Source organism: Sphingopyxis sp. TUF1, assembly GCF_036687315.1.
GTDB lineage: Bacteria > Pseudomonadota > Alphaproteobacteria > Sphingomonadales > Sphingomonadaceae > Sphingopyxis > Sphingopyxis kveilinensis.
The window spans coordinates 1,969,996-1,982,535 of record NZ_CP144683.1 but is presented as its reverse complement, the minus strand read 5'-3'; the positions used below and the strand labels follow the sequence as shown (position 1 = coordinate 1,982,535).

The window sequence follows — 12,540 nt, the reverse complement described above, 5'->3', positions numbered from 1 at the left end:
ATGTCGAATGGTTATCGCCTCACCAGTTAAAGTACAATTACGGAAGCTCGAGTTGGGGCGACAAGTGAAACGCCGTTACGTTACGCTAGAAATGCCATGCATCTGATCCTCCAGAATAACGCCCCGCCCTCACCCACCCAAAACCTTCGCCATCATCCGCTCCTCCTTCGCAATCCACGGCGCCATGCTAGGCCGCGACAGGATGGCTTCGCTCCACGCCGCGATCTTCGGATGCTTGCCCATGTCGATGCACGATCCGCAGTGGCGGAAATTGATCAGCGGCGACGCGACCGCGAGGTCGGCGAGCGTCAGCCGGTCGCCGACGAGGAAACCCGAGGCGGGGATCGCGCCCTCCAGATAATCGAGCAGCTTGGGCAATTCCTCCGCCTCGGCGGCCGCCGCGGCGGTCAAGTCGCCCTCACGGCCGAGGAATTTCGGCGCGACGATGCGGTTGAAGAACATCTTGCCGCTGCACGCCGCGAACACCGTGTCGCCGAACTCCTCCCACCAGATCACTTGCCCGCGCTCCTTGGGGTCGGCGGGGATCAGTGCAGGTTCGGGGTGCTTCGCTTCCAGATAATGGATGATCGCGCTCGAATCGGCGAGCATGAAGCCGTCGTCGTCCATCGCGGGCATCTTGCCCAGCGGTGACGCCGCCTTGAACCCCGGATCGGGATCGCCCAGCCCGACGCCCTTCAGCTCGAAGTCGATCCCCTTTTCACCGATATAGGCCAGCAGCTTGCGCACATAGGGCGACACTATCGAACCATAAACAATCATCGCATGTCCTTTCCCGAACCTGCCGCGAGCATAGGCCAAGGGTTGCCATTCGCAACCCTTCTCACATCGCCGGATCGGCACGAAATAGACTTGCCATCGGCGGCGCAGCGTGGAAGATCGCCGGACAGAGGGGTGGGCCGCCGCGGCAGCCAGCAGGCAGGATTATTATATGCGCCCTTCGTCATGGGCAGACCGGCTGCTCGCGCTGTCGGCGCGATTTATCGGCCTCGCCATCCTCACTGCCACGTTCGCCGCGGCGGTGGGCAGCTTCTTTTACAATCGCGCCCAGGAACATGACCGCGTCGAGCGCCTCGCGATGCAGGTCGACGCGCGGCTGCGCGATCATGTCGCGGTGCTGGAGGGGGTGCGCGCGCTCTATCAATCGGACAGCAGCGCCAGCGGCCCGGGCATCCGCGCCTATCTCGCCGCCTTGCAACCGCAAGTCCACGCGCCCGGCATGGAAGGCGTCGGCATCGCCGCCGCGATGCGCGCCGGCACGCCTGCGGCGGTCGAGACCAAGCTGCGCGAAAACTATGGCCGCGACATCAGGGTGTGGCCGGCGACCGACCAGCCGGTCGGCTTTGTGGTCGTCCTGGTCGAACCCTATACGCCGCGCCGCGACGCGGCGCTCGGATTCGATATGTTCAGTGACCCCACGCGCCGCGACGCGATGCGCCGCGCCTGGCAGACGGGCGAGCCGGCGGCGAGCGGCGTTGTCCAGCTGGCGCAGGAAAAGGGCCTCACCGTCAAACAGCCGGGGTTTCTGATCTACCTCCCGGTCTATGCCCGCGCGCCCGGCGGCGCCAACGGCGCGACCATCGTCACGGCGAACGGCGCGCGTCCGGTCGAGGCCTTTGTCTACGCCCCGTTCCGCATCGGCGACATGATGCGCGCGGTTCTTGGCCCCCAGCTCGAGACGCTCGACGGGATCGAAATCTATGCCGGACACGGGCCGTCGGCGCCGCTCGTCTTCCGCAAGGGCGATATCGGCTGGGACCCGCAGGAAGAGATGCTGCGCGTCGCCGACCGCCAGTGGACGATGCGCATTTCCTCGGGTCGGCTCCTCGAACGGCTCGGCCGGCCGTTTGCGATCCTGCTCTTCGGCATCGCGGTTGCCCTGCTCGCCACCCAGCTCCACCGCGTCCAGCGGCGGCGGACCGAGGCGGCGCAAGCGCTCGCCGACGAAAAGGCCCGCCATGCCGAGGACCGCGAGCTGATGATCGGCGAGATGGCGCACCGCATGAAGAACGCCTTTGCCCGCATCGGCGCGCTCGCGCGCATTACCTTGCGCGAATCCTCCAGCCTCGACGAGTTCGAGGCGAAGTTCGACGGCCGGATGCGCGCGCTCTCGGACGCCAAGCAGATGCTCGTCACCGGCGCGGTCGACACCGTCGAGCTCGAACGCATCGTCCACCGCGAGCTCGACCTAGCCGGCGTCTCGCCCGACCGCCTCGCCGCGGTCACCGGCCCCGCGGTGCGGCTCGATGACGAGGGCGCGCAGGCGATGTCGCTCGCGCTCCACGAATTCGTCACCAACAGCATCAAATATGGCGCGCTGTCGGGCCGGGGCGAGCTTCGCGTCGGCTGGCACCGCGAGGATGGCCAGGTGACGCTCGAGTGGACCGAAAGCGGCCTGCCCGACACCCCGAATGTCGAACAGGAAAGCTTCGGCACGCGCTTCATCCGCACGATGATCGAACGCCAGCTCAAAGGGACATGGACGCGCACAGCCGACGACCATCGCCTCTCCATCGTCATCCGCTGGCCCGACCAGCCGGCGCCCGACCAGTCCCCGCCCGTGGATTGACAAGCCCCGCCCCCCCGGCAAGAGACGGGCCGGAGGGGAGAGACGCCGCCATGACCGCAAAGATGCTGCGCCCGACATCGTTCGACGTCGCCGAGCGCGCGGGCGTGTCGCAATCGACCGTCTCGCGCGCGCTGCGCAACTCGCCCGGCGTCAACGCCGAAACGCGCGCGCGCGTCGCCGCCGCCGCGCGCGAGCTCGGCTATGTCGTCGACCGCCACGCCTCGTCGCTGCGCCTCAAAAGCAGCGAGACGATCGCGCTCGTCACCATCTGCCGCCCCGGCGAGGACCGCAGCGCGATCAACCCGTTCTACTTCGCGCTGCTCGGCAGCATCGCCGCCGCGACCTCGGCGCGCGGCTTCAACCTGCTCATCAGCTTTCAGGAAAATCCCGACAATTTCCGCGCCGATTTCGTCGCATCGGGGCTCGCCGACGCGATGATCGTCATCGGCACCACCAGCAACCGCGCGGCATGGGACTATTTCGCCGCGGCGCAGGCGTCGGGGCTCGACTTCGTCTGCTGGGGCAGCCCCGGCAGCCCGTTCCACTGGATGCGCAGCGAAAATGACGAGGGCGGGCAGATGGCCGCCGAGCACCTCGTAAAGCTCGGCCGCCGCCGCATCGCCTTCGTCGGGCCGCAGCAATCGCCGCAGCGCCAGTTCGACGAGCGCCGCGACGGCTTCACCGCCGCCCTCGCCGCCCACGGCCTCACCCCCATCGTCGCCGAGCCGCCCGCCGCCGCCGACCGCCATGCACAGGGCGTCGCCGCCGCGCACGCGCTGCTCGCCCAGCACCCCGACGTCGACGCGATCTTCGCGGCCAGCGACATGCTCGCGCTCGGCGTGCTGCAGGGGCTCAAGGACGCCGGCCGCCGCGTCCCGCACGATGTCGCGCTGATCGGCTTCGACGGCATCCGCGCCGGCACGCTCGCCGACCCCGCGCTCACCACGCTCGAACCCGACCTCGACGCCGCGGGCGAGGCGCTCGTCGCGATGGCGCTCGAGGATGACGAACGCACGCGCAGCGGCACGCGCATCCCCGTCCGCCTCGCCGTCCGCGGCACCGCCTGAGACGCCGCACGCTCCCGATAACATCCGCCTTGTCAGCGCGTTAAGCCTGTTCCTCAACCCGCGCCCCACCCGCGCCGGCTATCGTCCGCCGCGGGACCATGACGCGAAGAAGGACCAGGCGCCATGCCGCAAACCAAGTTACTCCGCGACCAGCGCGGCGCGACCGCGATCGAATATGGACTGATTGCCGCACTGATCGCGCTCGCGTGCATCATCGCCTTTCAGTCGCTCGGGCTTAATCTGGAGACCATCTTCACGACGATCAACGACGCGCTCAACCGCTAGGATCGGGACCCCAGGGGTCGTCCACCAGCCGCTCCAGTGTCCCGTCCCTGTCGGCCCTGTCGAACGCGTCCCATTCGGCGTCGGTCAGCGGCATTCCCTGCCCGCACCCCGCGCAGCGCTGGCGCTGCGGATTGTCGCGAAGGCGGATCGCCATCGTGATCCGTCTCATCAGCACCTCGTCGGTTTCCTCCTGCGTCGGCCCCTGCCGCTTGCCCCCGGTCGGATCGTCGTGGAATCCGGCAAAGACCATGCCGCTGAAATATTCCTCGCGCGACAGAAAGCGGTCGCGCACCGCGGCGGGCAGCTCATAGGCCGCGGCCTCCTCCGCCGTCATCTGCACGTCGCGCCCATTCTTCAGGTCGCCGCGTTTCAGCAGCAGCCCCAGCAGCGAATCCGACGGCACGATCCGCCGCTCGACCTCCTTGCCGTTCCGCAGGATCACCATCTCGCGCCCCTCGACCGCGCGCTCATAAGCGACCGCCTCCAGCCCGCGCAGCGCCCGCGCGATCGCCTCGGCACACGCCTTGTCGAACGGAGGAAACAGCGCGCGCGATCGGTTGACCGACGTCGTGCTGACCCCCGCGATCCGCGCCGCATCGGTGATGCACCCCGTCCGCCCCAGCGTAGCCAGAAACACCCGCGTCCGCGCCGCCGTCCACCCGTCCGACCGCACGCGCAGCCCGGGCATGAAGGGATTCGCCTTCATCCCCTCCCGCGCCCCCCTGCGCCCCTCCCGCCCCTCCTTGCTCCCCTCCCGCTTGCGGGAGGGGCAGCGAGACTTGCCAGCTTGCTGGCTAGTCGCAGCGGGGAGGGCACAGTCACCCCCGCGCAACGCCACCGCTTTCCCCCGCGAACCCCGCTCCACTACACGCGCCATAGCTCAACCTCCCGAATCACCTTGGAATGAATCGGAGAAGCTTTGAACCTATTTGGATAATGTAGGAAAGCGAAAAATCCCACCCCCCCAAATCGTCATCCCGGACTTGATCCGGGATCCATGCGACGGCGCAGGAATAACCGGACACAGAGCCGCACCCCCACCGAGAGAAACGAAGCAGAAAATTGACCCACCTCCCACCCGCATGATATGACAATGTCATAGGAGAACGCCCATGGCATCGCGCGCCGAAAAGCCCGTTACCGTCACCCTCGGCCCGCTCACCCGCGCCGCGCAGGATCGCGTCAAATCGGGCCGCTACGCCTCGGTCAGCGAAGTCGTCCGCGCGGGCCTGCGCGCGCTCGACCGCGAGGAAGCGCTGCTCGACGAACTGCTCAAGGCCCGCGTCGCCGAAGCGCTCGCCGACACGCGCCCGGCCCAGTCCGCCGAAGACGTCCGCACCGGCCTAGCCGCTCGCCACGCTCAGCGGACGAGCAAGTCCGCTTGACCAGGCCGCTCCGCGTCGTCTGGCGCCAGACTGCGACCGACGACCTCTACCGCCTCTACGACTGGATCGCCGACCGCGCCGATCCCGACACGGCGTTCGCCTACACCGGCGCGATCGAGGCCCACGCCGGCGACCTCGCGACCTTTCCCGAACGCGGCACCCCACGCGACGACATCGCGCCGGGTGTGCGAACGCTGAACTTTCGCGGGCGGACGGTTATTGCCTATCGGGTCGGTGAGGTGGTCGAGGTGTTGCGCATTTTCCATGCGGGGCAGGAGCTGGGATTGGTGGAGTGATCGAGGCGCGTGAAACGAATATCGGGGTAAAGTGAACTGTCACCGTAATTCCGTAATTCCAGTGCCAACCGGATTGAACGGCACCTCACTTCCGGCTAATGCATAGTGAAAGTCGGACGCCGCAGCAGCTGCCTTGAGGGGATCCCACGTGCAAACTCCGTTAAATGCATCCGCTAGTAGTGCCGGTGCATTGCTCTCCAATGCCACTTTCGAAATCCCCCCGTTCCAAAGAGAGTATTCATGGGGCACCGATGAAGTAACGGATTTCTGGACTGACTTGAGTAATAATATCGACTCCGATTCCTATTTTCTTGGCCTCATAATCCTGACGGATAGCCCTGACAGAAAATCTGTTGTCGATGGACAACAGCGACTAATTACCCTTACGCTATTGGCTAATGCGATATATCACGAAGCGTCCAAGCGTGGCCGCGAAGCACTGGCAGATCGTATACAAGCTGACTTTATTCGTGCAATTGACTACGATTCAGACGAAACGGCTCCACGGGTAAAGCTTTCGGACCTGCGGGATGACGGCACCCTTCAGGCAATTTTGGATACGGGAATTGCTCCACAAATTAAGGAAAAAGATTCGGTTTCTGCTCGGATGGCGGAGTCCTATGATTATTTGCTGAAACGCCTAAAGGAAGATCTAGCTCAAGACCCGTTCAAGCGCCTTGGAAAATGGACCAAATTCCTTACAGACAGGCTGTATTTTGCTGTATTCGTGCATCCTGATTCCTCATCCGCGTATCAAGTTTACGAGGTTATCAACACACGCGGAAAAGAGCTTACGACTGCTGACCTACTCAAAAACTATGTTCTTAGCCAGACACCACCTAATCATCGAGCTGATAGATATGAAGAATGGCAGCTTATGCAACGCAGGTTCGTCGATGAAGGGACGAACAATTTCGTACAATTCATCCGGCACGCCGTTACGGTTGATGCGGGTCACGTGCTACCGAAAGACCTCTTTGGATTTCTTGCTGGCCGCCTAAGTTTCACGGGGAAGAATCCGCCCACCGTCCCCGATCTTATGGCGCTGCTCAGCCGGCGCTTGCCGATCTATCTACAGATGATTGATCCGAGCTTAGATGGCCCGGCGCAGCCAGATGCGCTCAAGGTTTTCTCAGCCTTAAATAGCCTCGGGGTTATCGCAGTGCGCCCCCTTCTTCTCGCTATCGCCGATGTCCCAAACGCCCAAGAAGGAATGGAGTACGTCTTGCGCCTTGTCGTACGACGTATCGTTGTCGGAAATCTCGGTACTGGTAACGTCGAACGAAGGTTTGGTGAAGCCGCAAGAAAAATTGCCGATACCAATGACTGGACATCTGTCGTTAACGATCTTCGTGACCTCAACCCGTCGCGCGATGATTTCGCTCGTCAGCTAAAGACGAGATCGTTCAACAAAAGCGTTCTAGCATTTATGCGTCGATCAGTTGTCGAAGATAGCATGACACCTGAACGCTATGGAACCCTCCACTTCATCTGGACTCGACAAGCCGATAACTGGAGCGAAATGAGCGAAGAGGATGGTGTGTACTGGAGCGCCACAATCGGGAATACATTTCTGGCTGAACTTGAACGTCGACCCATCGCGATTGATTCATGGGAAGATTTCAAAGCTAGACTGCTTCCATATGCAATAGAAGACGAGTGGAGCGATATTCTGGAAGAGGTGGATCAGTGGGATGCCGAAGCCGTGGATGAAATTGGGGAAGCTTTGGCGGATGCTGCCGCGACGATCTGGTTCGATTAGCAGTCCCGAAGAAAAAGAAGCGCGCGAAACCGAGATTCTCTCGCTGGTTAATCGCCAGTCGCACTTCGACTCTCGCAGCGCGCTGATTTACGCATACAAGCCCGAACCGCGAGATATGACCCTCGCGAAGTCGGCTATCGTTTTAGACTCAAGCGCCTTTCTACGACTCGGATCGCAGCCCGACGTAATCGACTATCTCAACACACGGCATGAAGCACCGCTAATTCTTCCCGGACAATCAATTCAAGAATTTTGGAACAACAATCTAAACGTGGCCGACACGATAGCGACAGGAATCAGCAGGAAATTTGACGCATTAAAAGCCGAAATTGAAAAAGTAGATGGAAATTTCCAGGATTTTTCTGAAAGATTTTCTGCACTTATTGATGAATTTCGGTCGTCCTACGGCTACGCCTACGATGGCGTTACGGTTAGAAGGACAGTAGCACTTCTAGAGCTTCTCAAGGACAAAGCGCTTACGAGCTACGTCACGCGGGAACGATTTTCTCAGATCGCATTACACCGCAAAAGAACGAAGACTCCACCTGGTTTCAAAGACGACGGCGATGGCGATTTTTTTGTTTGGCTCGATATGTTGGATGCCATCTTGGTCGCGAAGCGCCGCAAGATTGAGTTCCAGCAGGTTGTTCTGGTCACCAACGATAAGAAGGTTGATTGGAGTCGAGAGGGCATCGCGCACCCGATCCTGAGCGCCGAGGTTTATGCGCTTGTAGGTGTGCCGTTTGAGACGTGGGACGTGACCAAACTCGTGCAGAAGGTTGCTGAGATTAGCGGCTAATGCCCCCACCCCCTTGCATTTCCCCACCCCCGGCGTAAGGCGGCGCGGACATAAACCTGCGCGTGCGACTCCGCTTAGCTCCGCTCTCCCGAACGGGCATCGGCCGTCATTCCCCCGCCGCGCCAACATGGGGACTGCAATCCTATGACCACCACCGGCCAAGACACGCTGGGCACCCGTTCGACGCTGAACGTCGGCAACAAGGAATATGCGTATTATTCGCTCGACAAGGCCGCGGCCAAGCTGGGCGACGTCTCGCGCCTGCCGTTCAGCATGAAGGTGCTGCTGGAGAATCTGCTGCGGTTCGAGGATGGCGGCTTCACCGTGTCGACCGACGATGTTCAGGCGCTCGTCGACTGGCAGAAGGATCCCCATTCGAACCGCGAGATTCAGTATCGCCCCGCGCGCGTGCTGCTTCAGGATTTCACCGGCGTTCCCTGCGTCGTCGACCTCGCCGCGATGCGCGATGCGATCGCGAAGCTCGGCGGTGACACGTCGAAGATCAACCCGCTCGTCCCCGTCCACCTCGTCATCGACCACTCGGTGATGGTCGACGAATTCGGGCACCCCAAGGCGTTCGAACAGAATGTCGAGATCGAATATTATCGCAACGGCGAACGTTATGACTTCCTGAAATGGGGGTCGAAAAGCCTCGACAATTTCAAGGCGGTGCCGCCGGGCACCGGCATCTGTCACCAGGTGAACCTCGAACATATCGCGCAGGCGGTGTGGTCGAGCGAGGATGCGTCGGGCGCGACGGTCGCCTATCCCGACACCTGCGTCGGCACCGACAGCCACACGACGATGATCAACGGGCTCGGCGTGCTCGGCTGGGGCGTCGGCGGGATCGAGGCGGAAGCCGCGATGCTGGGCCAGCCCGTGTCGATGCTCATCCCCGAAGTCGTCGGGTTCAAGCTCACGGGTAAGCTCAAGGAAGGCGTCACCGCGACCGACCTGGTGCTCACCGCGACGCAGATGCTGCGCGCCAAGGGCGTCGTCGGGCGCTTCGTCGAATATTATGGCCCCGGCCTCGCGTCGCTGACGCTCGCCGACCGTGCGACGCTCGCCAATATGGCGCCCGAATATGGCGCGACGTGCGGTTTCTTCGGCATCGACGACAAGACGCTCGATTATATGCGCCTCACCGGCCGCAGCGACGAGAATATCGCGCTGGTCGAAGCCTATGCAAAGGCGCAGGGGCTGTGGCTGTCGGCCGACATGCCCGATCCGGTGTTCACCGACACGCTCGAACTCGACATGGGCAGCGTCGTTCCGTCGCTTGCGGGGCCGAAGCGGCCGCAGGACAAGGTGATCCTGACCGCGGTCGACGACGAATTCAACGCCGACCTCAAGAAGGTTTACAACAAGGACGCGGCGCAGCGCGTGCCCGTCGCGGGCGAGGATCATGACATCGGCGACGGCGACGTCGTGATCGCCGCGATCACCAGCTGCACCAACACCTCGAACCCCGGCGTGATGGTCGCCGCGGGGCTGGTCGCCAAAAAGGCGAACGAGCGCGGGCTGAAGCCGAAGCCGTGGGTCAAGACCTCGCTCGCGCCGGGGTCGCAGGTCGTGACCGACTATCTGGTCAAGGCTGGCTTGCAGGATCATCTCGACGCGGTCGGCTACAACCTTGTCGGCTATGGCTGCACCACCTGCATCGGCAATTCGGGGCCGCTCGCGGGGCCGATTTCGGAGGCGATCAACGGCAACAATATCGTCGCCGCCGCGGTCCTGTCGGGCAACCGCAATTTCGAAGGCCGCGTGTCGCCCGACGTGCGCGCCAACTATCTCGCCTCGCCGCCGCTCGTCGTCGCCTATGCGCTGAAGGGCACGGTGACCGAGGATTTCACCACCACGCCGATCGGGCAGGACCAGGACGGCAAGGACGTGTTCCTCGCCGACATCTGGCCGACCAATCAGGAAGTCGCCGACGCGATCGCCGGCGCGGTCGACCGCGACATGTTCGTGGCGCGCTACGCCCATGTCTATCGGGGCGACGAGCATTGGCAGAAGATTTCGGTCGAGGGGTCGGACACCTATCAGTGGCGCGCGGGCTCGACCTATGTCGCGAACCCGCCCTATTTTGAGGGGATGACGATGACCCCCGCGCCGGTGTCGGACATCGTGAACGCCAAGCCGCTGGCGATCCTCGGCGACAGCATCACGACCGACCACATCAGCCCCGCGGGGTCGATCAAGGCGGACTCGCCGGCCGGAAAATGGCTTATGGAACATCAGGTTAGCAAGGCCGACTTCAACAGCTACGGCGCCCGCCGCGGCCACCACGACGTGATGATGCGCGGCACCTTCGCCAACATCCGCATCAAAAACGAAATGGTCCCCGGCATCGAAGGCGGCATGTCGCGCTATGGCGACGAAGTCATGCCGATCTACGACGCCGCGATGCGCCACAAGGCCGACGGCACCCCGCTGGTGGTGATCGCGGGCAAGGAATATGGCACCGGCTCGTCGCGCGACTGGGCGGCGAAGGGCACCAACCTGCTCGGCGTCCGCGCGGTGATCGTCGAGAGTTTCGAGCGTATCCACCGCTCGAACCTCGTCGGCATGGGCGTGCTGCCGCTGCAGTTCACCGACGGCCAGACGCGCGAGACTCTGGGCCTCACCGGCGACGACACCTTCACGATCACCGGCGTCGCCGACCTCAAGCCGCGCCAGACGGTGACGGTGAACGTCACCCGCCCCGACGGATCGACCTTCAGCTTCGACACGCTCTGCCGCATCGATACCGCGAACGAGGTCGAATATTATATGAACGGCGGCATCCTGCACTATGTGCTGCGCAAGCTCGCGGCCTGACGCCGCCGCAACTAATAGCCGGAACGCCCGCCCCCTTACCGGGGCGGGCGTTTTCATGTGGAGATAAACGCATGGCCGCCGAAATCATCATCATCGAAATCATCGGCTGGGCCGCCGCAGCGACCATCCTCGCCGCCTATATCCTGCTTTCGCTCGGCAAGCTTGAGGCGCGCGGCTATGCCTATCAATGGATGAACGTCGTCGGCGCGGGGGGCTTCATCATCAATTCGGGATATAATGGCGCGATCCCGTCGGCGGCGCTCAACATCGTCTGGGCGGCGATGGGGCTGTTCACGCTGTGGACGGTGTGGCGCGCCAGTCGCCCGGCACGATCCTGATCCCGGCAATACCGTTCGGATGATGGTGGGCGCTGACGGGCTCGAACCGCCGACCCTCTCGGTGTAAACGAGATGCTCTACCAACTGAGCTAAGCGCCCCCGAAGGGAAGCGCGCCCCTGCCACAAGGCAGCGCGGCTGGCAAGCGGTGCGTCGGCGGCTCAAAGCCAGCCGATGCGTTTGAAGCGCCAATAGAGGCTGAGGCAGATCACCGCCATCCCCCCGACAATCAGCGGATAGCCGAAGGTCCAGCGCAGCTCGGGCATATGATCAAAGTTCATTCCATAAATGCCCGCGATCGCCGTCGGAACCGCCAAAATCGCGGCCCATGCGGCCAATTGGCGGGTGATCGCACCCTGTCGCTGCTGCTCCAGCATCCCGTTGGTTTCGATGATCGAAGCCGCAATATCCCGCAGCCCAGCCAGGCGATATTCCGCGCGCTGAACATGGTCCCATATATCGCGATAATAGGGGCGCACCGCGCCGTCTATCGTCGGCAGATCATCGTCGCTTGAAAGACGCCCCGCGACATCCTTCATCATGCCGACAAGTCGCTGGAAACGGATAATCTCGTGCCGCTGCTTATAGACATGCCGGATTTCGGAAGCGTCGAGCGGCGTGTCCATCACCCGGTCCTCGATCCCCAGCATCCGATCCTCGATCGCGTCGATCACTGGAAAATAGCCATCAATGATGAAATCGAGCACCGAATAGAGCGCGTAATCGGGACCATGGGCGAGCTTGTCGGGCAGGCTTTCCAATCGCGCCCGCACTTCGGAATGCGCCCGCGCCGATCCGTGACGCACGGTGACGAGGAAATTCCTGCCAAGGAACAGCGCCGTTTCTCCGGGCCGAATCGTATCGCCATCGAGATTCGCGGTACGCGCGACCACAAAAAGCTGATCGCCGTAAGCCTCAACCTTCGGCAGCTGATTGGCCTTGAGTGCATCCTCCACCGCAAGCGGATGGAGGCCGAAGCGCTTGGCAATGCTCGAAAGTTCGGCAGGAGTCGGCTCAAAAAGTCCGAGCCAGAAGAAATCGGTAGGGGCACAATCTTCGGGCAATGCTTCGTCAGGCCCAAGATCGCGTACAAGCTTGCCCTCGTGATAAACACGGGCGGCCATGATCGGCATCGGCGGCGATCCTCCTAGGTCAGATCGCCGCCATAGGGCTTGGCGCGCGCCGAGGGAATCCCCGATGACG

12 protein-coding genes and 1 tRNA gene are annotated in these 12,540 nt (G+C 62.8%); 9 read left to right on the top strand and 4 right to left on the bottom strand.

Annotated elements, in window-relative coordinates:
* Nucleotides 1-129: 129 nt before the first annotated feature.
* On the bottom strand, nucleotides 130-780 hold the full coding sequence (locus VSX77_RS09410; RefSeq protein ID WP_338424345.1) for a glutathione S-transferase family protein: 651 nt from the start codon (nucleotides 778-780) through the stop codon (nucleotides 130-132).
* A 169-nt stretch (nucleotides 781-949) separates the two neighbouring features.
* Here VSX77_RS09410 and VSX77_RS09405 point away from each other — a divergent pair, with 169 nt between their 5' ends.
* From VSX77_RS09405 to VSX77_RS09395, 3 genes are all read left to right on the top strand, one after another.
* On the top strand, nucleotides 950-2,587 hold the full coding sequence (locus VSX77_RS09405) for a CHASE domain-containing protein (RefSeq protein ID WP_338424344.1): 1,638 nt from the start codon (nucleotides 950-952) through the stop codon (nucleotides 2,585-2,587).
* Nucleotides 2,588-2,637: 50 nt separating this feature from the next.
* Nucleotides 2,638-3,654, top strand: a complete 1,017-nt coding sequence (locus VSX77_RS09400; protein ID WP_338424343.1) for a LacI family DNA-binding transcriptional regulator — start codon at nucleotides 2,638-2,640, stop codon at nucleotides 3,652-3,654.
* A gap of 123 nt (nucleotides 3,655-3,777) precedes the next feature.
* The gene (locus VSX77_RS09395) at nucleotides 3,778-3,939 is read left to right on the top strand and encodes a Flp family type IVb pilin (protein ID WP_338424342.1); all 162 of its coding nucleotides are present in this window, start codon (nucleotides 3,778-3,780) and stop codon (nucleotides 3,937-3,939) included.
* Here the strand turns inward: VSX77_RS09395 and VSX77_RS09390 are convergent.
* Nucleotides 3,929-4,627: a hypothetical protein gene (locus VSX77_RS09390; protein WP_338424341.1), complete on the bottom strand. Its 699-nt coding sequence runs from the start codon at nucleotides 4,625-4,627 to the stop codon at nucleotides 3,929-3,931. The genes VSX77_RS09395 and VSX77_RS09390 overlap by 11 nt on opposite strands.
* Before the next feature lie 424 nt (nucleotides 4,628-5,051).
* Between VSX77_RS09390 and VSX77_RS09385 the strand changes: the two genes are divergently transcribed.
* The 6 genes from VSX77_RS09385 to VSX77_RS09360 all read left to right on the top strand — a co-directional run bounded on the left by VSX77_RS09385 (nucleotide 5,052) and on the right by VSX77_RS09360 (nucleotide 11,339).
* The gene (locus VSX77_RS09385; protein ID WP_338424340.1) at nucleotides 5,052-5,324 is read left to right on the top strand and encodes a type II toxin-antitoxin system ParD family antitoxin; all 273 of its coding nucleotides are present in this window, start codon (nucleotides 5,052-5,054) and stop codon (nucleotides 5,322-5,324) included.
* Nucleotides 5,321-5,620 carry a type II toxin-antitoxin system RelE/ParE family toxin gene (locus VSX77_RS09380; RefSeq protein WP_338424339.1) on the top strand — a complete coding sequence of 100 codons (300 nt, stop codon included), beginning with the start codon at nucleotides 5,321-5,323 and terminating at the stop codon, nucleotides 5,618-5,620. The genes VSX77_RS09385 and VSX77_RS09380 overlap by 4 nt, the downstream gene beginning before the upstream one ends.
* Nucleotides 5,621-5,768: 148 nt before the next feature.
* Nucleotides 5,769-7,382, top strand: coding sequence for a DUF262 domain-containing protein (locus tag VSX77_RS09375; protein ID WP_338424338.1), 1,614 nt, complete (start codon nucleotides 5,769-5,771; stop codon nucleotides 7,380-7,382).
* Nucleotides 7,315-8,181 (top strand): PIN-like domain-containing protein, encoded by an 867-nt coding sequence (locus VSX77_RS09370; protein WP_338424337.1) that lies wholly within the window; start codon nucleotides 7,315-7,317, stop codon nucleotides 8,179-8,181. The genes VSX77_RS09375 and VSX77_RS09370 overlap by 68 nt, the downstream gene beginning before the upstream one ends.
* Before the next feature lie 144 nt (nucleotides 8,182-8,325).
* Complete coding sequence (acnA, locus tag VSX77_RS09365) at nucleotides 8,326-11,001, top strand: aconitate hydratase AcnA (protein ID WP_338424336.1); 2,676 nt, start codon at nucleotides 8,326-8,328, stop codon at nucleotides 10,999-11,001.
* Between the two features lie 71 nt (nucleotides 11,002-11,072).
* The gene (locus VSX77_RS09360) at nucleotides 11,073-11,339 is read left to right on the top strand and encodes a CBU_0592 family membrane protein (protein WP_338424335.1); all 267 of its coding nucleotides are present in this window, start codon (nucleotides 11,073-11,075) and stop codon (nucleotides 11,337-11,339) included.
* Between the two features lie 23 nt (nucleotides 11,340-11,362).
* Here VSX77_RS09360 and VSX77_RS09355 read toward each other — a convergent pair.
* Nucleotides 11,363-11,438 (bottom strand) — tRNA-Val (locus tag VSX77_RS09355).
* Nucleotides 11,439-11,498: 60 nt separating this feature from the next.
* Nucleotides 11,499-12,470, bottom strand: coding sequence for a magnesium/cobalt transporter CorA (gene corA, locus VSX77_RS09350; RefSeq protein ID WP_338424334.1), 972 nt, complete (start codon nucleotides 12,468-12,470; stop codon nucleotides 11,499-11,501).
* Nucleotides 12,471-12,540: the final 70 nt, after the last annotated feature.